The 22,676-nt window shown below is 63.4% G+C and carries 15 protein-coding genes and 3 rRNA genes; 4 read left to right on the forward strand and 14 right to left on the reverse strand.

Features of this window, described 5'->3' with window-relative positions:
* The first annotated feature begins 23 nt into the window (after positions 1-23).
* A complete protein-coding gene (locus JSQ98_RS04470; RefSeq protein ID WP_090149443.1) occupies positions 24-851 on the forward strand; it encodes an AAA family ATPase in 828 nt (275 codons plus the stop codon).
* 155 nt (positions 852-1,006) lie between these two features.
* Here JSQ98_RS04470 and JSQ98_RS04475 read toward each other — a convergent pair whose 3' ends face one another.
* The 4 genes from JSQ98_RS04475 to JSQ98_RS04490 all read right to left on the reverse strand — a co-directional run bounded on the left by JSQ98_RS04475 (position 1,007) and on the right by JSQ98_RS04490 (position 4,569).
* Positions 1,007-1,573 (reverse strand): MerR family transcriptional regulator, encoded by a 567-nt coding sequence (locus tag JSQ98_RS04475; protein WP_249290954.1) that lies wholly within the window; start codon positions 1,571-1,573, stop codon positions 1,007-1,009.
* 234 nt (positions 1,574-1,807) lie between these two features.
* Complete coding sequence (ftsR, locus tag JSQ98_RS04480; RefSeq protein WP_211648529.1) at positions 1,808-2,485, reverse strand: transcriptional regulator FtsR; 678 nt, start codon at positions 2,483-2,485, stop codon at positions 1,808-1,810.
* Position 2,486: 1 nt separating this feature from the next.
* Positions 2,487-2,951, reverse strand: a complete 465-nt coding sequence (locus JSQ98_RS04485) for an FHA domain-containing protein (RefSeq protein WP_090149863.1) — start codon at positions 2,949-2,951, stop codon at positions 2,487-2,489.
* A gap of 139 nt (positions 2,952-3,090) precedes the next feature.
* Positions 3,091-4,569 (reverse strand): helix-turn-helix transcriptional regulator, encoded by a 1,479-nt coding sequence (locus JSQ98_RS04490; protein WP_211648530.1) that lies wholly within the window; start codon positions 4,567-4,569, stop codon positions 3,091-3,093.
* 138 nt (positions 4,570-4,707) lie between these two features.
* On the opposite strand from JSQ98_RS04490, the gene aceA reads away from it, so the two are divergent.
* Both aceA and aceB read left to right on the forward strand, forming a co-directional pair.
* The gene (gene aceA, locus JSQ98_RS04495; protein WP_090149453.1) at positions 4,708-6,012 is read left to right on the forward strand and encodes an isocitrate lyase; all 1,305 of its coding nucleotides are present in this window, start codon (positions 4,708-4,710) and stop codon (positions 6,010-6,012) included.
* Positions 6,013-6,064: 52 nt separating this feature from the next.
* On the forward strand, positions 6,065-7,741 hold the full coding sequence (aceB, locus tag JSQ98_RS04500) for a malate synthase A (protein ID WP_211648531.1): 1,677 nt from the start codon (positions 6,065-6,067) through the stop codon (positions 7,739-7,741).
* A gap of 79 nt (positions 7,742-7,820) precedes the next feature.
* Here the strand turns inward: aceB and mnhG are convergent, their stop codons facing one another.
* From mnhG to JSQ98_RS04545, 9 genes are all read right to left on the reverse strand, one after another.
* Positions 7,821-8,231, reverse strand: a complete 411-nt coding sequence (mnhG, locus tag JSQ98_RS04505; RefSeq protein WP_090149461.1) for a monovalent cation/H(+) antiporter subunit G — start codon at positions 8,229-8,231, stop codon at positions 7,821-7,823.
* Complete coding sequence (locus tag JSQ98_RS04510) at positions 8,224-8,535, reverse strand: MrpF/PhaF family protein (RefSeq protein WP_211648533.1); 312 nt, start codon at positions 8,533-8,535, stop codon at positions 8,224-8,226. Before JSQ98_RS04510 ends, mnhG begins: the two co-directional genes overlap by 8 nt.
* A complete protein-coding gene (locus JSQ98_RS04515) occupies positions 8,532-9,110 on the reverse strand; it encodes a Na+/H+ antiporter subunit E (RefSeq protein ID WP_249290735.1) in 579 nt (192 codons plus the stop codon). The genes JSQ98_RS04510 and JSQ98_RS04515 overlap by 4 nt, the downstream gene beginning before the upstream one ends.
* Positions 9,103-10,779 carry a Na+/H+ antiporter subunit D gene (locus JSQ98_RS04520; protein WP_090149475.1) on the reverse strand — a complete coding sequence of 559 codons (1,677 nt, stop codon included), beginning with the start codon at positions 10,777-10,779 and terminating at the stop codon, positions 9,103-9,105. The genes JSQ98_RS04515 and JSQ98_RS04520 overlap by 8 nt, the downstream gene beginning before the upstream one ends.
* Entirely contained in the window at positions 10,776-11,285 is a 510-nt protein-coding gene (locus tag JSQ98_RS04525; RefSeq protein WP_090149479.1) for a Na(+)/H(+) antiporter subunit C, read from the reverse strand. Before JSQ98_RS04525 ends, JSQ98_RS04520 begins: the two co-directional genes overlap by 4 nt.
* Positions 11,282-14,173: a Na+/H+ antiporter subunit A gene (locus JSQ98_RS04530; RefSeq protein ID WP_249290736.1), complete on the reverse strand. Its 2,892-nt coding sequence runs from the start codon at positions 14,171-14,173 to the stop codon at positions 11,282-11,284. Before JSQ98_RS04530 ends, JSQ98_RS04525 begins: the two co-directional genes overlap by 4 nt.
* Before the next feature lie 219 nt (positions 14,174-14,392).
* Positions 14,393-14,509, reverse strand: a 5S ribosomal RNA gene (gene rrf, locus JSQ98_RS04535).
* Positions 14,510-14,640: 131 nt separating this feature from the next.
* Positions 14,641-17,749 (reverse strand): 23S ribosomal RNA (locus JSQ98_RS04540).
* Between the two features lie 490 nt (positions 17,750-18,239).
* Positions 18,240-19,767, reverse strand: a 16S ribosomal RNA gene (locus JSQ98_RS04545).
* The 16S, 23S and 5S rRNA genes sit together here, the layout of an rRNA operon.
* Before the next feature lie 534 nt (positions 19,768-20,301).
* Between JSQ98_RS04545 and tgt the strand changes: the two genes are divergently transcribed.
* Entirely contained in the window at positions 20,302-21,636 is a 1,335-nt protein-coding gene (gene tgt / locus JSQ98_RS04550; protein WP_200331858.1) for a tRNA guanosine(34) transglycosylase Tgt, read from the forward strand.
* Positions 21,637-21,675: 39 nt separating this feature from the next.
* Here the strand turns inward: tgt and JSQ98_RS04555 are convergent, their stop codons facing one another.
* On the reverse strand, positions 21,676-22,662 hold the full coding sequence (locus JSQ98_RS04555; RefSeq protein WP_211648536.1) for an NAD(P)/FAD-dependent oxidoreductase: 987 nt from the start codon (positions 22,660-22,662) through the stop codon (positions 21,676-21,678).
* Positions 22,663-22,676 lie beyond the last annotated feature (14 nt).

Here is a 22,676-nt window from a genome sequence, read left to right on the forward strand (position 1 = left end):
CTTGCCACGTGCATGTATTGAGTGTGAGTTCCCTCAAGGGCGGCGTCGGCAAGACGACCGTGACGCTCGGCCTCGCTTCAGCCGCGTTTTCCCGCGGCCTGCGGACACTGGTCGTCGACTTCGATCCGCAGTCCGACGTGTCGACGGGTCTGGCCGTGAACCCCGAGGGGTTCGCCAACGTCGCGAACGTGCTCGAGAGCCCGAAGGAGAAGACGGTTCGGAGCGCCATCGCGCACAGCGGCTGGAACGACTACCACGAGGGCGGCAAGATCGACCTCCTCGTCGGCAGCCCCTCGGCGATCAACTTCGACGGCCCCCACCCCTCCACACGCGACATCTGGAAGCTCGAAGAGGCCCTCGCGGTCGTCGAGTCCGAGTACGACCTCGTCCTCGTGGACTGCGCACCTTCGTTGAACGCCCTGACCCGAACCGCATGGGCGGCGAGCGATCGCGTGCTCGTCGTCGCTGAACCGAGCCTGTTCGCCGTCGCGGCCACCGACCGCGCGCTTCGCGCGATCGAAGAGATTCGGCGCGGCGTCAGCCCTCGTCTGCAGCCGCTCGGAATCCTCATCAATCGCACGCAGCCCCAGTCGCTGGAGCACCAGTTCCGCATTCGGGAGCTCCGCGAGATGTTCGGCCCCTTGGTGCTCAACCCGCAGCTCCCTGAGCGCCTTTCGCTGCAGCAGGCGCAGGGCGCCGCGAAGCCGGTGCACATGTGGCCGGGCGAAGCTTCTCAGGAGATGGCCGCGAACTTCGACCTGGTGCTCGATCGGATTCTTCGATCTGCCGGTATGGACGCCGGGCGCGCCGGAGCTTCGAACGCTCCCACTGCTACCGTCGTGGAGAACTGAGCGCGAGCTCTCGCATCGCGTGGAGCGCTCTGCCTCGACGCGCTCGATACCGGGCATCCCGGAGCTGAGCTCTCGCGAATCTGAGTCGTCGCGGAGCTGACCCCCGTTCGAGTTCGCAGGACGCGCGCCACTCCGACGCGCGCCACTCCTTGGAGTCAGGAGATCTTGCGGGTCTCCCGCCGAGCTGCCAGCTCGTCGACCGCGGTCCCCGTCGTCTCCGACGCGGTCTCCTCACGGTGCTCGTCCATGTCGACCAGAGACGTCTCCACTTCGCGGAGCACCTTGCCGACGGCGATGCCGAAGACCCCTTGCCCGCGGCTCACGAGGTCGATGACCTCGTCGTTCGAGGTGCAGAGATAGACGCTCGCTCCGTCGCTCATGAGCGTCGTCTGCGACAGGTCGTGGACGCCGGCTTCGTGCAGCTGAGCCACGGCGGTGCGGATCTGCTGCAGTGAGATTCCGGTGTCGAGCAGACGCTTCACGAGCTTGAGTACGAGGATGTCTCGGAAGCCGTAGAGGCGCTGCGAGCCGGATCCCTTGGCGCTGCGCACGGTCGGTTCGACGAGGCCGGTGCGAGCCCAGTAGTCGAGCTGGCGGTAGGTGATGCCGGCTGCGCGGGCTGCCGTGGCGCCCTTGAATCCGCCGTCCTGATTCGGGCGCGGAAGGCCGTCGTCGAACAGCACATCAGCGTCGATGGAGAACGAGGTGAACGGCTCGGCCATTGCCGCCACATCCGACTCCGTGCCGACGTGCGCGGGCGGATTCGCCGCGTCGCCGCCGGGCCGCTGAGTGTGCTCCATCGTGTTCCTTTCACATCGGCGCGCGCAAGGATGGGCGCCGAACTTCACCAACGCTATCGAGCACTTCGCCCTGGTGCAACGACCGTTGAGGGTTAATTATCGCGTGTCGACCTCAAGTGGAACTTGAGGGTTGAAAACGCGCCGAAGTTCGCGTCGTCAGGCGTTGCCGATCCTCCGTCGCAACACGCCGGCGCGCACCGTGTCGAGGTGATCCGCGATCTCGAGCGCCCCTTCCACCGCAGCAGGCGACGCCGCCTTCACGCCCCGTGTCGAGACGGCATGGCCGATGAGTTCGGCCTCGCGCTCGGCCGCGACGCGCAGCGGCCGGAGGTGACGCGGAGTGATGCCCTGCTCGGAGAGCTTCAACAGCGCGGTCACCTGCGCGACCGCGTCGTGCGGAAACACCTCGGCTGCTGGCAGCAGGCCAGCCGCGATCGCCTCGCCGATGAACCGCGGGCTCGCCCCGGTCAATCGCCGCAGCTCTTCACTGCTCAGGACGCGCTTCGGCGCCAGAATGCTCGAGGCGCTGCGCGGCGCAGCTCCGGGGATGATCGGGTCACGGCCGGCGTCGAGTTCCTCGAGCACCTCCGCGATGACTTTCAACGGCAGGTAGTGATCGCGCTGCAGCGTGAGAATCAACCGCAGGCGTTCGATGTGCGCCTGCGAGAATTTTCGATAGCCCGACTTCGTTCGCTCAGGCGTAACGAGCCCCTGCTCCTCGAGGAAGCGCAGCTTCGAGGGGGTCAGGTCGGCGAAGTCGTCCTGCAGCCGGGCCAGCACGTGACCGATGCTGAGGAGACCTGAAGGGTTTTGGCGGGCCTGGGAGGCCGCCACGCTAGTTCTCCTCGGCGAGATCGAATCGGGAGGCGAAGAAGGTGAAGCGGAACTTGCCGACCTGCACCTCTGCGCCGTCCTGCAGCACGACCGAGCCGTCGATCCGGGTCCCGTCACAGAAGGTGCCGTTGAGCGAACCGAGGTCGGCGACCGAGAACGTCGTACCGCTGCGGCGGAACTCCGCATGTCGTCGGGATACGGTCACGTCGTCGAGGAAGATGTCCACCGCCGGATGACGACCGGCGACCGTGACGTCCTGGTCGAGGAGGAAGCGCGCGCCCTGATCGGGGCCGCGCCTCACGACGAGTAGCGCCGCACCGGAGGGCAGGGCTTCCACCGCTTCCCGCTCGTCGATCGTCAGATCGGTCGCCCGCGTGCGAATGAGTGCGCCCAGATCTTCTCGGAACTGCTGGGTCGATCGCACTTCCGTGCTCTCTGCGCGACGGGCATGATTGTCGCTGCTCATGTCCTCACCCACTTCTTCACTCGGGGCCTCAGCAAGCCATTCGGCTCGACACTTCTACGCTATCGCAGGCGAGGCTCCCGGCGCACGTCGGCGGCGACTTTTGTCGACGCTCACGGCGTGGCGTCCAGCAACTTCCCCGCTATTCGTGAGATTCGAGAAACGCGTAGACCTCGTGGGCGTCGACGCCGGGAAACGTTCCCGTCGGCAGCGCCGCGAGCAGGCTCGTCGGCGTCGCCGCCTCGGGCCACGCCGCCGCCTCCCACTTCCGGGTCAATTCGGCCGAGGCCTGCCGGCAGCACTGATCGTCCGGGCAGAAGGACTGAGAACGATGGGCCGTCTCCCGCCCGCGGAACCACTTCACGTCGGAGAAGCGCACCCCGACGCTCACGGAGTACTGCCCTTCTTTCGCTTTCTCGACCCGGGAGGTGCACCAGTAGGTGCCCCCCGCGGCCATGTCGGTGTACTGGTACCACGGATTGAAACGGTCGGGCTGCCCGAAGACCGTCCGCGCGGTCCAGTTCCGGCACACGGTTGCTCCCTCGAAGTTCCCGAGCGCGTCCGACGGGAATCGCACTCCGTCGTTCTCATACGCCTTGATCAGCGACCCCGATTCGTGCGCCTTCATGAAGTGCACCTCGAGCCCGAGTCGCTCACTCGCCAGATTGGTGAACCGGTGGGCCGCCATCTCGTAGGAGACGCCGAAGGCATCGCGCAGATCCTCCATCGAGATCTGTCGCTGCTGCTTCGCTTCGGCCAGCAGCGGAACGGCCGCCGCCTCCGGGAGCAGCACGGCGCCCGCGAGATAGTTGGCCTCAACGCGCTGCCGCAAGAACTCGCCATAGCTGCTCGGCTCCTCGTGCCCGCAGACCACACTCGCGAGCGCGCGCAGAATCGGGGCGCGCGCATCTCGCGATGGGACCGCGCCGCTCAGGTACACCCTGCCGTTGCGGCGATCGATCACGGAGCGCGTCGAGTGCGGCATGTCGGAGACGTAATGCAGACTGAACCCCAGACGCTCCGAGATGTTCGCGATCGTCTGCTGCGACACCGGGCCGCCCGCGTACCCGACGCTGTCGAGGAGACCGGTGGCCGCGCCCTCGAGTTCGGCGAAGTAGTTGCCGACGCTGCGCATCTGCGCCCGGAGTTCGGTGTTCGCACGCCGAGCCTCCTCCGGCGTCGCAGCGCGCTCCCGATGGAGCCGTTCGACTTCCTGATGCAGCCCGAGGATCGCCTGGAGCGTCTCGTCGCTCGTCGCCTTGGAGACGCGGATCGGCTGCAGACCGAGTGACTGGAACACGGTTCCTCGCTGCGCGCGCTCCACCGCGATCTCGAGGGCGGCGCGCTCCGAGGGTGCCTCCGTGTCGAGCAGCGTGTCCACCGTCACGCCGAGCGCCACCGCCAACGACCTGAGCATCGGGAGCCGGGGTTCCCGTTTCCCATTCTCGATCGCGGAGAGCTGGGACGGTGCGCGGTCGACGGCACGCGCCAATTGCTCCAGAGTCAGGCCCCGCGAGGTGCGCAGCGCGCGGACGCGGCGCCCGAGGAGCAGCGCATCGCCCGCGGCTTCGCCGCTCGTCGCCTGCGCCGGATCGATATCGAGAAGAGTCATGCGGCTCATCCTCGCAGACGCACTTTCTTCCGGCAAGTGAAAATACTCCAATTCTTCACCCCCCGAAGTGCCCAATCCGACTGGTGAGCACCCCTCAGGATGGAACTACACGGAAAACACGCCTTCGGGCCGAACACAGGAGTCATCGTGACCAACGACGCATCGCAGACCCCCTCATCCGCCGAGCAGCTCGCCTGGGACTGGGAGAACGACCCGCGCTGGGACGGAATCACCCGCGATTACACCGCCGCCGACGTCGTCAAGCTCAGGGGAACCGTGCAGGAGGAGCACACGCTGGCGCGCCGCGGCGCCGAGAAGCTGTGGAGCCAGCTCACCAGCGAGACCCCGACCGGCGGCTACACGAACGCCCTCGGAGCACTCACGGGCAACCAGGCCGTGCAGCAGGTGAAGGCCGGCCTGCGCGCGATCTACCTCTCGGGCTGGCAGGTGGCCGCCGACGCCAACATCTCGGGTCACACCTACCCCGATCAGTCGCTCTACCCCGCGAACTCGGTGCCGCAGGTCGTGCGCCGCATCAACAACGCACTCCTCCGCGCCGACCAGATCGAGCACTCCGAAGGCATCAGCACCGTCGAGGACTGGCTGGTTCCGATCGTCGCCGATGCCGAGGCCGGCTTCGGCGGACCCCTCAACGCGTACGAGCTGATGAAGTCGATGATCGCGTCCGGTGCCGCCGGCGTGCACTGGGAGGATCAGCTCGCGAGCGAGAAGAAGTGCGGTCACCTCGGCGGCAAGGTGCTGATCCCCACGCAGCAGCACGTGCGCACGCTGAACTCCGCGCGCCTCGCGGCCGACGTCGCCGGCGTGCCCAGCGTCATCATCGCCCGTACCGACGCCGAGGCCGCGACGCTCATCACCTCGGACGTCGACGAGCGCGATCGTCCGTTCGTCACCGGAGAGCGCACGGCGGAGGGCTTCTACAAGGTCACGAACGGCCTCGCGCCGTGCATCGCGAGGGCGAAGGCCTACGCACCGTACTCCGATCTCATCTGGATGGAGACCGGCACCCCCGACCTGGAGCTGGCGCGCCAGTTCGCCGAAAGTGTCAAGGCCGAATTCCCGGATCAGATGCTCGCCTACAACTGCTCTCCCTCGTTCAACTGGAAGAAGCACCTGGACGACGAGACGATCGCGAAGTTCCAGCGCGAGCTCGGAGCGATGGGCTTCTCCTTCCAGTTCATCACCCTCGCGGGATTCCACGCACTGAACTCGTCGATGTTCGACCTGGCGCACGGCTACGCCCGCGACGGGATGTCGGCGTACGTCGAACTGCAGGAGCGCGAGTTCGCAGACGAGGCGCGCGGCTACACGGCGACGAAGCACCAGCGCGAGGTCGGCACCGGATACTTCGACGCGATCTCCACCGCACTCAACCCGGACGCCTCGACCCTCGCACTCGTCGGCTCCACCGAAGAGGGCCAGTTCCACTGAGCGACGGTCCCCACCGAATTCACCCGACACCACTCATATCGAGGAGCAGATCATGACGACGACCCAGGCGGGACTGCAGCTGCAGACCGCCACCACCGAACGCACCAGCACATCCGAGAGCACGACATCGCCGTCGCGGTTCGAGGTGCTCGGACGTCCATTCCCCCGCAGCGAAGAGATCCTCACGCCCGATGCCCTCGAGTTCCTGACTCGTCTGCACGACCGCTTCGCCAGCACTCGGCACGAGCGTCTCGCCGACCGACAGCGACGCCGCTACGAGATCGGCAACGGACGCGATCCGAAGTTTCGCGAGGAGACTCGGGCGATCAGAGAGGATCCGAACTGGCGCGTCGCCGGCGCGGGCCCGGGTCTCGAGGATCGGCGCGTGGAGATCACCGGCCCCACCGACCCGAAGATGACGATCAACGCGATGAACTCCGGCGCTCGCGTCTGGCTCGCAGATCAGGAAGACGCGACGAGCCCGACGTGGCGCAACGTCATCGGCGGCCAGATCTCGCTCTTCGACGCGATTCGCGAGCAGCTCGCCTTCACCAGCGAGGCCGGCAAGGAGTACCGGGTCACCGCCGAGCGCACCCCGACGATCGTCATGAGGCCCCGCGGGTGGCACCTCGTCGAGAAGCACCTCCGCTTCACGGACACGCATGGACGTGCCGGTGCAGCGTCGGGCAGCCTCGTCGACTTCGGACTGTACGCGTTCCACAACGCGCGCGAGCTCGTATCACGAGGACGAGGACCGTACTTCTACATCGCCAAGCTCGAGTCGAGCGAAGAGGCGAAACTGTGGGACGACGTCTTCACCTTCACCGAGGAGGCGCTCGGTCTCCCCCACGGCACCATTCGCGCGACCGTGCTCATCGAGACGCTTCCAGCGGCTTTCGAGATGGAAGAGATCCTGTACGTGATGCGGGACCACATCGCCGGACTGAACGCCGGGCGATGGGACTACATCTTCTCGATCATCAAGAACTACCGCGGTCGCGGAGCTCGCTTCGTGCTCCCGGACCGCAGTGAAGTGACCATGACCGTGCCGTTCATGCGCGCCTACACCGAGCTGCTCGTGCAGACCTGCCACAAGCGCGGCGCCCACGCGATCGGCGGGATGAGTGCCTTCATTCCCAACCGTCGGGACCCGCAGGTGACAGCGCGTGCGGAGGAGAAGGTCCGCGCGGACAAGCACCGTGAGGCCGGCGACGGGTTCGACGGCACGTGGGTGGCGCACCCAGACCTCATCCCCGTCGCACAAGCCGAGTTCGATGCGGTGCTCGGTGAGCGCCCGAACCAGGTCGATCGGCAGCGCGATGACGTGCATGTGACCGCGGCTCAGCTGCTCGACGTGCGGATCGGTCGGGATATCACTGAGGCCGGCGTGCGCGAGAACGTCTCGATCGGCATCCGGTACATCGAGGCCTGGCTCCGCGGACTGGGCGCGGTCGCCATCGACAATCTGATGGAGGACGCGGCGACCGCCGAGATCAGCCGTTCCCAGATCTGGCAGTGGATCCATCAGGATCAGTCGACTACCGAGGGCACGCGGATCACTCGGGAATGGGTCGCCGAGCTCGTCGCTGAGGCCGTCGCCGGTTTCGAACGCGCGGACGGCGATCGCTACGACGACGCTGCGGAGCTCTTCACCGACGTGGCGCTCGGCGACGACTTCCCGACGTTCCTGACCGTTCCGGCCTACAGCCGATACCTGGTCGACGCGTAGCGAGGCAGTTCCTCTCCACGACGCGCACGAGGAATCGTCGACAGCGAGCCGGGTCCCGTCGGGCCCGGCTCGCTGCACGTCAGCCGGATTTCGAAGGCTCCGATCCAGCGTCGTTCTCCCGTTCAGGGCGACGCGCGAATGACTCCTCGCTGCGCTCGATGGCCGGCGCCAACTCGTCGACCACGAGCGTGGTCGTATCGAGTTGCCCCGTGCGATACGCAGCGCGACCCACCATGTGCGCGGCCACGGGAGCGGTGAGGGATTGAAACACGAAGACCGGCACCAGGGCGAGCAGCGTCGCGACGGACCGTTCCTCGAGCGCGATCGCCGTGATCGTCAGCAGAAGCCCGAAGATCTGGGGCTTCGTCGCCGCGTGCAGACGGCTGAGCGCGTCGGGGAACCTGATGATACCGACTCCCGCCGCGACCGAGAGCACGGCGGCGAGGAAGATGCAGACGGCCGCGATCAGATCGAGTACGGCATCAAACATGTCCCGTCTCCTTCGGCTGCTGGTGGGGAGGCTGCTCCGCGCGCCGCTTCACGAAGCGGGCGACGACGATCGTCGCGAGCGTCGCAGTGGCGGCGATCACCGTCATCAGCGGGATGGTGTCGGTGTGACCGCGGGCCACCATGTCGGCGCCGACGGCGAGCATCAGCGTCGTGAGGAGCACATCGGAGGCGATCATGCGATCCAGAATCGTCGGCCCGCGCACGATGCGCACGATGGCGGCGAGGGCGGTCACGGTGAGACCGATGCCAGCCGCGATGAGCAGGAGCTGCGTGATATCGCTCATGTCAGGGCCTGCACTTCCTGCTTGGACCCGGCTGCCATCACCAACAGGCGCTCGATGGTGTACACGCTGCGTCGCATCTGCGTCAGCTCGCGCTGCGTCGGCGTATTCAGCACGTGCAGGTACAGCGTCGAGTTGAATCGATCGATCTCGGTCACGAGAGATCCTGGGATCAAGGAGTTCGTGAGCGCGACCATCGTCATGATGAAGTCGGACCGCGTGGTGAGCTTCACCGCGATGATCGACGTCGTCGGCACCGGTCCGGGGCGCACGGCCAGCCACGCGACTCCCCATGAGGCGCGCGCCAGGTGCCAGACGAAGTACCCCAGATACCGCAGTGCGTGCCAGACATTGAATCGACCGGCGAGCTCCACGGGCGGGAGGTAGAAGAGTCGCATGACGAACACGGCGATGACCAGACCGCTGAGCACCGAAAGCAGTGACACCTCGTGCCAGAGCATCATCCAGAGGACGACGAGACCGATCACGAGGGGCAGTTCGTGCAGCCGCACGCCGAATTCGCGTCGACGGGCCTCGCGGGGCGATTCACCCGCGAGCTCCATGGGTGCATCACTCATGCGATTCCCCCTCTTCGAGCGTGGTCTGGCCGCTCCCACCGCCGGGTCCGCCCGAACCGGCTCCAGAGCCGTCACCCAGCACCTGTTCCACGACGATACCCGGCTCGGCGAGGGTTTCTCCTGCCCGGGTCGCGTACGCGTAGAGCGGACCCGCGAAGATGGTCAGCGTGACGCTGATGGCGACCATGCCGGTGGTCGCCACGAACATCAGCTTCGGGATCTCCTTCTGCTCGGCCTGCGGCTGCGCATCTGGCGCGTCCTGCAAGCGCTCGAAGAGCGCCTGCTCGCGCTCGCGCAGCATGACGGCTTCCGTGGTGGTGGGCTTCGCGGATTTCGGATCGCTTCCCTGCTGCGCCGGTGCTCGCCAGAACGCGAGCACCCACGCGCGCGCCAACGCATAGAGGGTGAGGAGGGAGACGAGCGCCCCGATGCCGATGAGCCAGTACGCTTCTGGGCTCGCGACATCGGCGGCGACCGTGAAGAGCCCGAGCTTCCCGATGAACCCTGAGAACGGGGGGATGCCGCCGAGGTTCAGCATCGGGATGAAGAAGAGGATGGCGATGAACGGCGCAGTGCGCATCAAGCCGCCGAGACCGGAGATCGAGGTGGTCCCGCCTTGTCGTTCGACCAGACCGACGGCGAGGAAGAGGGTCGTCTGCACGATGATGTGATGCGCGATGTAGTAGATCGTCGCGGCGAAGCCGGCTGCATTGGCCATGCCGATTCCGAAGATCATGTACCCGATGTGGCTGATGAGCGTGAACGACAGCAGCCGTTTGATGTCGAGTTGCGAGACGGCGCCGAGAATGCCGACCAGGAGCGTCAGTCCCGCGATGATGAGGAGCAATCGGTCGACGCTCGAATCCGGGAACAGTTTCGTCTGCGTCCGAATGATGGCGTACACGCCCACCTTCGTCAGCAATCCGGCGAACACCGCCGTGACCGGAGCCGGGGCCGTCGGGTACGAGTCCGGCAGCCAGAAGGCGAGCGGGAAGACGGCGGCCTTGATGCCGAACGCGATGAGCAGTGCCAGATTGAGCAGGAGTTGCACCTCGCTCGGCAGCTCCGCGATCCGCACCGTGAGCTGCGCCATGTTCACCGTGCCCGTGGCGCCGTAGATCAACCCGATCGCTGCAAGGAAGAGCACGGACGACACGAGGGACACGATGACGTACGTCACGCCGGCGCGAATGCGCTGCGCAGTCCCTCCGAGCGTGATGAGCACGTAGCTCGCCACGAGCAGGATCTCGAAGCCGACGTAGAGGTTGAAGAGGTCGCCCGCGATGAACGCGTTGAACACGCCGGCGCCGAGCACGAGGTACGTCGGGTAGTAGATCGACACCGGCGTGTCTTCGTCTCCGTCGGCGAGGCCCTGACCGAGCGAGAAGAGGAAGACGCCGAGGAGCACGATCGATGACACCGTGAGCATGAGCGCCGACACCCGGTCCACGACCAGTGCGATGCCGAACGGAGCCGCCCAGCCGCCGACCTCCATGACGAGCGTGCCGTGCGCATCCACCAGGAACATCAACGCGCCGCTGAGCAGCACGACGGCGCTCAGGGCGAACAGCGTGATCCCCTGCTGCAGGCGGCGGTGCCCGGGCACGGCAAGTGCGAAGGCGGCGCCCGCGAGGGGAATGAGCACGGCGAGCGGAACGAGCTGAATCATGTCTTCGGCTCCCCCGCGGTCTCGGATGCATCGGAGGCTGGCTTGCCGCTCGGTGCGATGTCTGCGCCGGATTCGGCGTAGTCCTCGTCGTCGTACTCCTGCGTCTCCGCGAGGTCTTCGTCGGTGACCTCGGTCGCTGCCAGTGCGCGCGTCGTGGCGAGCTCCAGATCGGAATCGTCGTCCTGCACGCGGTCGTCATGGTCGTGCGCGAGGCGCCACGACCGGTAGATGAGCGCGAGCAGGAAGGCGCTGACGCCGAATGTGATGACGATCGCCGTGAGAATGAACGCCTGCGGGAGCGGATCGCTCATCTCCTCGGCCGACGCCTCTCCGTAGATCGGCGCAGCTCCGAAGCTTCCCGACATCAAGAATATGAGCAGGTTCGTCGCATTGCCCACGAGGAGGAAGCCGAGCAGCAGGCGCGTCAACGACCGATCGAGCATGAGGTAGACACCGCAGGCGTACATCACCACCATCACGGCGACCAGAACGAGTGGCATCGTCATCGCGAGCTCACCTCCTCTTCCTCGAACGAGGCGATATCCGCCTCTTCGTGCTCATCGATTTCGGCGCCGAGACTCCGGAGCACGTCGAGAATCAATCCGAAGACGACCAGGTACACGCCGATGTCGAAGAGCGTCGAGGTCACCAGCGGAATGGAGCCGAAGATGCCGAGATCGATATCGACCCACGCCGACGCCAGTGCCGATTGCCCGAAGAGCATGGGGATGAACGCCATCGACACCGCGATGGCGAGCCCGGCGCCGAGAATGCGGCCGGCATCGAGCGGAACCGTAGCCCCCAATTCGTGGCGGCCGCCTGCGAGGTACCGCGCGACGAGCGCGAGCCCGGCGACGAGCCCACCCGCGAATCCGCCTCCCGGCGAGTTGTGCCCGGTCAGGAGCAGGTAGATCGACAGAATGATCAGCGCGTGGAAGATGAGACGCACCACGACTTCGAGCAGGATCGAGCGGCGCGCCGGATCGAGGTGCCGTCCCGCCAGAAGCCAGGTCATGCGACGCGCGGGATCGTTGGGGTCTGCGACGCGGAGCAGGTGTTCCTGCGCGGCCCGTCGCGCGTCCCGCCGGCTCAGCTTCGGTCGGTTGTCGACACGGGTGCTGAGGAAGACGAGCGACGCCACACCGGTCGCGGCAGCCAGAATCACGGAGAGCTCGCCCATCGTGTCCCAACCGCGGATGTCGACGAGCATCACATTGACGACGTTGCTCCCGTGGCCGCCGGCGTACGCGAGCTCGGGCAGCTGCAGGGAGATCGGCTCCGCGATGCGCGATCCGAGTGCGATGACCGCCAGCATGCCGAAGACGAGCCCGACGCCGATGCCGATGCCCGCACGGAGCCACCGCTTGGGGCGGCTCGCGCGATGACCGATCCGCTGGGGCAGGCGCCGGATGACGAGCACGAATGCGATGAGCGTGACGGTCTCGACGAGCGCCTGGGTCAACGCGAGATCTGGGGCCCCGTGCATTGCGAAGATCGCGGCCATGCCGTATCCGGTCAGGCCGACGAGCACCACCGATTGGAATCGCGTGCGTGCGCGCAGGGAGAACAGGGCGGCGATGATCATCACCAGTGCGATCGGGATCTGCACCGGAGAACTGATCAGCACGAATTCACCGGGCCATTCGGCGGTCGCGAGTGCGGTGCCGCCCAGCGTTCCGACGAGCACGATCAGGATCACCGCGAGATAGAACGGAAGCGAGCCGCGCTGCGTGATGGACGTGAGCTTCACCGCGATCGAATCGACGAAGTGCGTCACGATCCAGTAGGCGTGCGATGCCGAGAACCGCTCGACGGGAGGCTGCATGCGCCGGGTCGTACGACTGAGCACCCAGGCCAGCAACGACCCGCCGATGAGCACCCCCGCCGAGGCGAACAGGGCCGGCGTCACACCGTGCCACAGTGCGAGATGCTCGATCTTCACACCTGCGGCTTCCGCGTTGACCAGTGGAAGCAGCACCGCGTCGGCTGCAGGCGCGACCAGCCCGATCAGGAGTGTCGCACCAGCGAACACGCCGGGAGCGATCAGGATCGAACGCTCGGGCGCGTGAGCGACTCGGCAGGTCTCGACGTGCGGCTTCGATGCGAAAGCGCCCCAGACGAACCGACCCATGTATGCCACTGTGAGCACGCTGCCGACGACTGCGACCACGAATGCCGCCATCGCCAGAGGCCGCTCCTGGCCGACCTCGAGCAGCTCCGTGAACGCAGACTCTTTCGCGATGAAACCGAAGAACGGCGGGAACCCCGCCATGGACGCCGACGCCAGCACCGTGATCGCGAAGAGCACCGGCATCTTCTTCCCGAGCCCGCTGAGCTTTCGCAGATCGCGGGTGCCGGTCGAATGGTCGATGACGCCGACGGAGAGGAAGAGTGGCGCTTTCGCGAGTGCGTGCGCGAAGAGCAGCGCGAAGCCGGCGAAGGTCGCCCGCGGGTCGCCCACCCCGAACACCATGACCAGCAGCCCCAACTGGCTGACAGTACCGTGAGCCACGATGAGCTTGAGGTCGAACTGGCGAAGCGCACGAATGCCGCCGTTGATCATGGTGATGGCGCCGAGAACGACCAGCGTCTCACGATAGCCTGGCACGTCGCCGAACGCCGGGGTGACGCGGGCGATCAGGTAGATGCCTGCTTTGACCATGGCCGCCGCGTGCAGGTACGCGCTGACCGGCGTCGGCGCCGCCATGGCGCCCGGCAGCCAGAAGTGGAACGGGAAGATCGCCGATTTCGAGAGTGCTCCGGCGAGGATCAAGAACACCGCCGTGATGCCGACGCCACCCTGGGGAGGCGTGGCGACGATATCCGAGAGCAGCGAGCTGCCGACCTGATTCGCGAGAAGCACCAGGCCCACGAGCATGGCGAGTCCGCCGAGCGTCGTCACCATGAGCGCTTGGAGAGCGGCGGCCGTGGACGTGCGCAGACGGGTGAGGTGTCCGATGAGCAGGAACGAGAAGATCGTCGTCCCTTCCCAGAAGATGAAGAGCAGATAGACATCGTCCGCGAGCACGAGGCCGAGCATCGACGTCGCGAACCCCATGAACACCGCGGCGAAGCGCTCGAGCCCCGGCTCGTGCGCGTCGAAATAGCGACTGCAGTAGAGCAGGACCAGCGCGCCGGCCCCCGAGACGAGCAATGCGAAGAGCACGGAGATCGTGTCGAGCCGGAACGTCAGCGTGAGGTCGAGCTGCGGCACCCAGGCGAAGGACTCCACGACCGGCGTACCGCTGTACACCTGGACCGCGAGCACGGCGAAGAGGCCGGTAACGGCTGCGAGGAGCGCCGCCCCTACGAAGAAGACGTTGCGACCGAGTACTCGAGCCAGCGGGTGAGTCGCGATGGATACGACAGCGAGGATGAGCAGGACACTCATCATCGCTCCCATAGGCGGCCCACTTCCGGTTCCGTCGGCGTTCAGTTCTGGAACCAGTCTACTGGAAGGGAAACACCCATTCCCCTGAGAACGAACGCTCGAAGCCCCGATCACGACCGGGAAACCTGTTCATCGTCGACGACGAGGGCCCTGAAATGGCGAAAGGGTCGTACAGTGTGTGCCGTCTCTGGCTTACACTGTACGACCCTTTCTGTAAAAGGTGTCCGGCGGTGTCCTACTCTCCCACAAGGTCCCCCTTGCAGTACCATCGGCGCAATCAGTCTTAGCTTCCGGGTTCGGAATGTGACCGGGCGTTTCCCTGACGCTATGGCCGCCGTAACTCTATTCACATATGACCACACCCCACCCCCAGGGGTGGACGTGTGTGGCCGTACGTCTAGAACCACAAAGTGGACGCGAAACAATCGTTACTGAAGATACTCATGCCCTCCCACACTCAAGGGGAGGAAGAAATCAAGTCATCGGCTTATTAGTACCAGTCAGCTCCACACCTTACAGTGCTTCCACATCTGGCCTATCAACCCAGTAATCTACTGGGAGCCTCACCACCACAAGGGTGACGGAGATCTCATCTCGAGGCCGGCTTCCCGCTTAGATGCTTTCAGCGGTTATCCATCCCGAACGTAGCCAACCAGCCATGCCCTTGGCAGAACAACTGGCACACCAGAGGTCCGTCCAACCCGGTCCTCTCGTACTAGGGTCAGATCCTCTCAAATCTCCAACGCGCGCAGAGGATAGGGACCGAACTGTCTCACGACGTTCTAAACCCAGCTCGCGTACCGCTTTAATGGGCGAACAGCCCAACCCTTGGGACCAACTCCAGCCCCAGGATGCGACGAGCCGACATCGAGGTGCCAAACCATGCCGTCGATATGGACTCTTGGGCAAGATCAGCCTGTTATCCCCGAGGTACCTTTTATCCGTTGAGCGACAGCGCTTCCACAAGCCACTGCCGGATCACTAGTCCCGACTTTCGTCCCTGCTCGACCTGTCAGTCTCACAGTCAAGCTCCCTTGTGCACTTACACTCGCCACCTGATTGCCAACCAGGTTGAGGGAACCTTTGGGCGCCTCCGTTACTTTTTGGGAGGCAACCGCCCCAGTTAAACTACCCACCAGGCACTGTCCCAGAACCCGATCAGGGTCCGTAGTTAGATATCCAATATGACCAGAGTGGTATTTCAACAACGACTCCACCCAAACTAGCGTCTGAGCTTCACAGTCTCCCACCTATCCTACACAAGCCACACCGAACACCAATACCAAGCTGTAGTAAAGGTCACGGGGTCTTTCCGTCCTTCTGCGCGTAACGAGCATCTTTACTCGTACTGCAATTTCGCCGAGTTCACGGTGGAGACAGCTGGGAAGTCGTTACGCCATTCGTGCAGGTCGGAACTTACCCGACAAGGAATTTCGCTACCTTAGGATGGTTATAGTTACCACCGCCGTTTACTGGGGCTTAAATTCAAAGCTTCGACCCAAAGGTCTAACCTCTCCTCTTAACCTTCCAGCACCGGGCAGGCGTCAGTCCGTATACATCCACTTGCGTGTTAGCACGGACCTGTGTTTTTAGTAAACAGTCGCTTCCCACTGGTCTCTGCGGCCACCACACCCTTTCCCAAGCAAGTTGGTATAAGTGGATGGCCCCCCTTCTCCCGAAGTTACGGGGGCATTTTGCCGAGTTCCTTCACCATGATTATCTCGATCTCCTGAGTATTCTCTACCTGACCACCTGAGTCGGTTTGGGGTACGGGCAACAGCAAACCTCACGTCGATGCTTTTCTTGGCAGCATAGGATCACCTGCTTCCCCATACGGGTCCGCATCATGTCTCACCCAAAGCCGAAAACTCTTCATAATCGACGGGCTACACATTTACACCGGGACAACCATCGCCCGGCACAGGCTACCTTCCTGCGTCACACCTCACGCTCACCACCCCAGTATCGGGTTCGCAACCTCCACCCGCACATCACCCGAAGGATCCGTAACAGGCTTTGGATAGCTGAGCACTACTGGTTAGGTCTTTGACGGTTTACCGCCGGTACGGGAATATCAACCCGTTGTCCATCGACTACGCCTGTCGGCCTCGCCTTAGGTCCCGACTTACCCAGGGAAGATTAGCTTGACCCTGGAACCCTTGGTCTTCCGGAGGACGGGTTTCTCACCCGTCTTTCGCTACTCATGCCTGCATTCTCACTCGTGTGGCATCCACGACTGGTTCACACCGCCGCTTCACTCGCCACACGACGCTCTCCTACCCATCCATACGGCTGGACCACGAAGGCCTACCTATAAATATGAATGCCACAACTTCGGTGGCGTGCTTGAGCCCCGTTACATTGTCGGCGCGGAATCACTTGACCAGTGAGCTATTACGCACTCTTTCAAGGGTGGCTGCTTCTAAGCCAACCTCCTGGTTGTCACAGCAACTCCACATCCTTTTCCACTTAGCACGCGCTTTGGGACCTTAGTTGGTGATCTGGGTTGTTTCCCTCTCGACTATGAAGCTTATCCCCCACAGTCTCACTGCTGCGCTCTCACTTACCGGCATTCGGAGTTTAGCTGACGTCAGTAACCTTGTAGGGCCCATCGGCCATCCAGTAGCTCTACCTCCGGCAAGAAACACGCAACGCTGCACCTAAATGCATTTCGGAGAGAACCAGCTATCACGAAGTTTGATTGGCCTTTCACCCCTATCCACAGCTCATCCCCTCAGTTTTCAACCTAAGTGGGTTCGGTCCTCCACGACGTCTTACCGTCGCTTCAACCTGGCCATGGATAGATCACTTCGCTTCGGGTCTAGGACATGCGACTGAATCGCCCTATTCAGACTCGCTTTCGCTACGGCTGCCCCTCACGGGTTAACCTCGCCACATATCGCTAACTCGCAGGCTCATTCTTCAAAAGGCACGCCGTCACAGATACAAAGCCTGCTCCGACGGATTGTAAGCAAACGGTTTCAGGTACTATTTCACTCCCCTCCCGGGGTACTTTTCACCTTTCCCTCACGGTACTAGTCCGCTATCGGTCATCTGGAAGTATTTAGGCTTATCAGGTGGTCCTGACAGATTCACACGGGATTTCTCGGGCCCCGTGCTACTTGGGATACACACCACGCGGTAAAACCATTTCGGATACGGGACTCTCACCCACTCCGGTCGCCCATTCCAAGGCGTTCTCCTATAGCTTCACTCTCACGTTCGAAGGTCAGCAGCCCTTCACGGCACGTCCCGCAACCCCGACCATGCAACCCCTGCTAGGTATCACACATGACCGGTTTAGCCTCATCCGGTTTCGCTCGCCACTACTCCCGGAATCACTGTTGTTTTCTCTTCCTGTGGGTACTGAGATGTTTCACTTCCCCACGTTCCCTCTACCCGCCCTATATATTCAGGCGGGAGTCACCAGGTACGCACGCGCCCTGGCGGGGTTTCCCCATTCGGAAATCCTCGAATCATAGCCCGTTTATCGGCTCCCCGAGGCTTATCGCAGATTACTACGTCCTTCTTCGGCTCCAGATGCCAAGGCATCCACCGTTTGCTCTTAGAAACTTGAAATCACATAAGTATTCAGAAACACACACCCACCCAAACCCCCAAAGGGATCCGCCAGGTGTGTGACCAATGAAATTAATTAGTATCAGCAGCACCACACCCGCCCACACCCATCACACCCAAAGGCGATCCAGACACGGAAAGATATGACACTGCAAGATGCTCGCGTCCACTGTGTAGTTCTCAACGTACGGTCGATCCCACCCCCACGAGCAACACGTCTCGTGACAGCAGGTCAAGGAATCAGTCACCCACACCCCTAAAAGGATGCGACCGGCTGGTCTCCCAGGACCCAATAGTATGCACTTTCTGCCCACTCACCACACCCACCCAGGATTTCCAATCACCCCCGCCGAAACGGACATGACGTACTCACACAGGCGAGCCAGCAAGCTTGCTTGTCATATGTTCCACCCATGAGCGGCTCGCAGTGAACGTATGCCACTGATCGAGCCATTCTGCGACACCCCGAAAGGTGTCGAGTGCTCCTTAGAAAGGAGGTGATCCAGCCGCACCTTCCGGTACGGCTACCTTGTTACGACTTAGTCCTAATCACCAGTCCCACCTTCGACAGCTCCCTCCCACAAGGGGTTAGGCCACCGGCTTCGGGTGTTACCGACTTTCATGACTTGACGGGCGGTGTGTACAAGGCCCGGGAACGTATTCACCGCAGCGTTGCTGATCTGCGATTACTAGCGACTCCGACTTCATGGGGTCGAGTTGCAGACCCCAATCCGAACTGAGACCGACTTTTTGGGATTCGCTCCACCTCGCGGTATCGCAGCCCTTTGTATCGGCCATTGTAGCATGCGTGAAGCCCAAGACATAAGGGGCATGATGATTTGACGTCATCCCCACCTTCCTCCGTGTTGACCACGGCAGTATCCCATGAGTTCCCACCATTACGTGCTGGCAACATAGGACGAGGGTTGCGCTCGTTGCCGGACTTAACCGAACATCTCACGACACGAGCTGACGACAACCATGCACCACCTGTTTACGAGTGTCCAAAGAGTCCTGTATCTCTACAGTGTTCTCGTATATGTCAAGCCTTGGTAAGGTTCTTCGCGTTGCATCGAATTAATCCGCATGCTCCGCCGCTTGTGCGGGCCCCCGTCAATTCCTTTGAGTTTTAGCCTTGCGGCCGTACTCCCCAGGCGGGGAACTTAATGCGTTAGCTACGACACAGAACCCGTGGAACAGGCCCTACATCTAGTTCCCAACGTTTACGGCATGGACTACCAGGGTATCTAATCCTGTTCGCTCCCCATGCTTTCGCTCCTCAGCGTCAGTTACGGCCCAGAGATCTGCCTTCGCCATCGGTGTTCCTCCTGATATCTGCGCATTCCACCGCTACACCAGGAATTCCAATCTCCCCTACCGCACTCTAGCTTGCCCGTACCCACTGCAGGCCAGAGGTTGAGCCTCTGGTTTTCACAGCAGACGCGACAAGCCGCCTACGAGCTCTTTACGCCCAATAATTCCGGACAACGCTTGCACCCTACGTATTACCGCGGCTGCTGGCACGTAGTTAGCCGGTGCTTTTTCTGCAGGTACCGTCACTTTCGCTTCTTCCCTACTAAAAGAGGTTTACAACCCGAAGGCCGTCATCCCTCACGCGGCGTTGCTGCATCAGGCTTGCGCCCATTGTGCAATATTCCCCACTGCTGCCTCCCGTAGGAGTCTGGGCCGTGTCTCAGTCCCAGTGTGGCCGGTCACCCTCTCAGGCCGGCTACCCGTCGTCGCCATGGTGAGCCATTACCTCACCATCTAGCTGATAGGCCGCGAGTCCATCCCGAACCAAAATTCTTTCCACCTACACACCATGCGGTGATAGGACATATCCAGTATTAGACGCCGTTTCCAGCGCTTATCCCAGAGTTCGGGGCAGGTTACTCACGTGTTACTCACCCGTTCGCCACTCATCCACCCCCAGCAAGCTGGGAGCTTCAGCGTTCGACTTGCATGTGTTAAGCACGCCGCCAGCGTTCGTCCTGAGCCAGGATCAAACTCTCCGTAAAAAACGATTGCCACACGCCCCGGGGAAAAACCGGAACATGCAACGAGTTCAATCTGGCAACAGAACCATCAATACTGACGATTCTTGTTATCCAAAAAAGGAATCTCCCACACCCAGAAACCTGGATGTCGGGGATTATAAATTAAATTGGCATATGACAATTTAAGTGCACACTATTGAGTTCTCAAAGACCAGACACCACCCGTCACACCCAACCAAGGGAAGCTCCGAACAGCAACCTGTCTAACTTACCACAAGAACGTGGTGAGAAACGCATGTAAATGAGCCGGACCGTTTCAGTCCGGCTGCGTCGCGCTGACAAGGGAATACATTACGGCCCCCGACCCCCGACCAGCAACACCACGCAGCATCCCGGGCGTGTCCCCGCATGAATCCGCCAATTCACCCACACGACACCCCACCGACACCCCAACCGACACCGGGTCGATCCACGGCGGAGATGGCCGAAACGCGCCCGTTTTCGCCTCGCATCCCACGATCCCGGGCGCGTCGCGGGAGGTGCTTAGATGGATGGGTGAACGCACCCACCGCACCAGCGAGTCCCCCCTCTCCCGCAGACTTCGGCTTCACCGTCGATCAGCAGCTCGAATCCGGCGGGGCGGTCGGTTCCGGAGGCGAACCGCTCGGACGGAGCGGGACGATCCGCACCCCGCACGGGGAGATCCAGACCCCCGCATTCATCCCCGTCGGCACCAAGGCCACAGTGAAGTCTCTGCTGCCAGCGACCGTGAGCGAACTCGGCGGCCAGGCCGTTCTTGCGAACGCGTATCACCTCTTCTTGCAGCCGGGAAGCGACCTCGTCGACGAAGCGGGCGGCCTCGGCCGATTCATGAACTGGGACGGGCCGACCTTCACCGACTCCGGAGGATTCCAGGTGATGTCGCTCGGCGTCGGATTCAAGAAGGTGATATCGATGGCGGAGTCCGCCCACTCCGGCGCCGAAGTGATTGCGAAGAACAAGGAGCGTCTCGCGCACGTCGACGAGGACGGTGTCACCTTCAAGTCGTTCTTGAACGGCGACAAGCATCGCTTCACGCCGGAGGTCTCGATGCGCATCCAACACGAACTCGGCGCCGACATCATGTTCGCGTTCGACGAGTGCACCACACTGCTGAACACCCGCGAGTACCAGGAGGACTCGGTGGAGCGCACGGAGCGGTGGGCCGTGCGGTGCCTCGACGAGCACGCGCGCCAGACCGCATCGCGAACGCACCGCCCCTACCAGGCTCTCTTCGGAGTCGTGCAGGGGGCGCAGTACGAGGACTTGCGACGGCGCGCGGCGAACGGGTTGGCTCATCTTCGCGGGTCGGAGGCCACCGAGCAGGAGTTCGACGGATTCGGCATCGGCGGAGCTCTGGAGAAGCGGGATCTCGGCACCATCGTCGGCTGGGTCTCCGATGAACTCCCCGATTCCAAGCCGCGGCATCTGCTCGGCATCTCAGAACCCGATGACCTGTTCGCCGCCATCGCTGCGGGCGCTGACACCTTCGACTGCGTCGCCCCTTCCCGGCAGGCGCGAGGCGGTTCCATGTACTCGCCGACGGGACGCATCAACGCCAAGTCCGCAGGCCAGCGACGCAGGTTCGAGCCGCTCGACGCGGAATGCGACTGCTACACCTGCCAGAACTACACGGCGGCGTACCTGCATCATCTCTTCAAGGCGAAGGAGATGCTCGGTTCGACGCTCGCGACGATCCACAACGAGCGTTACATCGTGCGCCTGGTCGATCGCATTCGTGGGAGCATCGTCGACGGCACGTTCGCGGAATTGCGCGAAGAAGTGCTCGGCCGCCAGTACGGCATGGAGTTCGCTCGCGACGCCGCAGCCCGCGTCGCTGCGGCGGGGTGATATCACCCGCTGCACCCAAGCCTGAGACCGCCGCCTGGGCTAGTCGTCGACGAGCCCCACTCCGAGAGCACCGCGAATCATATCGAGATTCAGCTTTGCGGCGACGCGTGCGCCATTGCCCGCCGCGATGACGAGTTGCTGCGGCCCGGGCGGCACGATGTCGCCGACGCCGTACACGCCGCGGATCGAGGTCTCACCGCGTTCATCGACCTCCACGAGACCCCAGTGATCACGAGCGATGGGCAGATCGCCGAGGAACTCCACCGGCGCGTGCCAGCGCGGCCGCACGAAGCCGCCGACTCGCGCGATCACCTCTCCATCCGCGAGGCGCACCCCGGTCATCTCAGCACGCTCGCCGACGATGTCGTCGATCGGACGCCGTTCCACACGGATGCCGATGCGCTCGAGCTGCGCTTCCTGCTCGGGACGCACGGTGTCGGCGCCGTTCGTGAAGACGATGAGATCCGAGCTGAAGCGGCTGATGAGCAGGGCCCGCGAAAAGACGTCGCTGGTCTCGCCGATCAGCACCAGCGGCTTATCGGTCTTCTCGAACCCGTCGCACTCGACGCAGCTGTGCAACGCGGTGCCGTAGTACGCGCGGATCATCGGCAGTGCCGGCAGCTCTTCGGTCAACCCGGCGGCGATGAGGACGCGACGAGCCGTGTACTGGACATCCGCCGCGCCGCGAATGCCGGTCCCCCGCACCGAGAAGCCGATGCCGTCGGGAAACCCCGCCGAGCGCGCCTCGTCGGGAGCGAGCGGGGTCACCTCGCGAGTGATCGCCTGGGCGTACATCGCTGACGGGTAGCGTTCGAACTCCTCGCGGCCGAGGCGCCGGAGCTCGAGTGGAGACACTCCGTCGCGCGTCAGGAACCCGTGGGATTGCAGGGTCGCGGAGTGGCGCGGACGGTTGCTATCGAGGATCGCGATGCGTCGGTTCGCACGCACGAGCTGCAGTCCGGCGGACAACCCGGCCGGTCCGCCGCCGATGATCGCAACGCCGATCGGCGCCTCGCTGCTCCTCATGCGCTGCCACCCCC

Source organism: Leucobacter manosquensis, from assembly GCF_018304845.1.
In the GTDB taxonomy this organism is placed as follows: domain Bacteria; phylum Actinomycetota; class Actinomycetes; order Actinomycetales; family Microbacteriaceae; genus Leucobacter; species Leucobacter alluvii.

Coding starts and splice junctions, on each gene's coding strand:
- JSQ98_RS04555 (WP_211648536.1), bottom strand. CDS start 22,662: ATGAGGAGCAGCGAGGCGCCGATCGGCGTTGCGATCATCGGCGGCGGA.
- JSQ98_RS04530 (WP_249290736.1), bottom strand. CDS start 14,173: ATGATGAGTGTCCTGCTCATCCTCGCTGTCGTATCCATCGCGACTCAC.
- aceB (WP_211648531.1), top strand. CDS start 6,065: ATGACGACGACCCAGGCGGGACTGCAGCTGCAGACCGCCACCACCGAA.
- JSQ98_RS04520 (WP_090149475.1), bottom strand. CDS start 10,779: ATGATTCAGCTCGTTCCGCTCGCCGTGCTCATTCCCCTCGCGGGCGCC.
- JSQ98_RS04475 (WP_249290954.1), bottom strand. CDS start 1,573: ATGGCCGAGCCGTTCACCTCGTTCTCCATCGACGCTGATGTGCTGTTC.
- JSQ98_RS04525 (WP_090149479.1), bottom strand. CDS start 11,285: ATGACGATGCCACTCGTTCTGGTCGCCGTGATGGTGGTGATGTACGCC.
- JSQ98_RS04490 (WP_211648530.1), bottom strand. CDS start 4,569: ATGAGCCGCATGACTCTTCTCGATATCGATCCGGCGCAGGCGACGAGC.
- mnhG (WP_090149461.1), bottom strand. CDS start 8,231: ATGTTTGATGCCGTACTCGATCTGATCGCGGCCGTCTGCATCTTCCTC.
- JSQ98_RS04510 (WP_211648533.1), bottom strand. CDS start 8,535: ATGAGCGATATCACGCAGCTCCTGCTCATCGCGGCTGGCATCGGTCTC.
- JSQ98_RS04515 (WP_249290735.1), bottom strand. CDS start 9,110: ATGAGTGATGCACCCATGGAGCTCGCGGGTGAATCGCCCCGCGAGGCC.
- JSQ98_RS04485 (WP_090149863.1), bottom strand. CDS start 2,951: ATGAGCAGCGACAATCATGCCCGTCGCGCAGAGAGCACGGAAGTGCGA.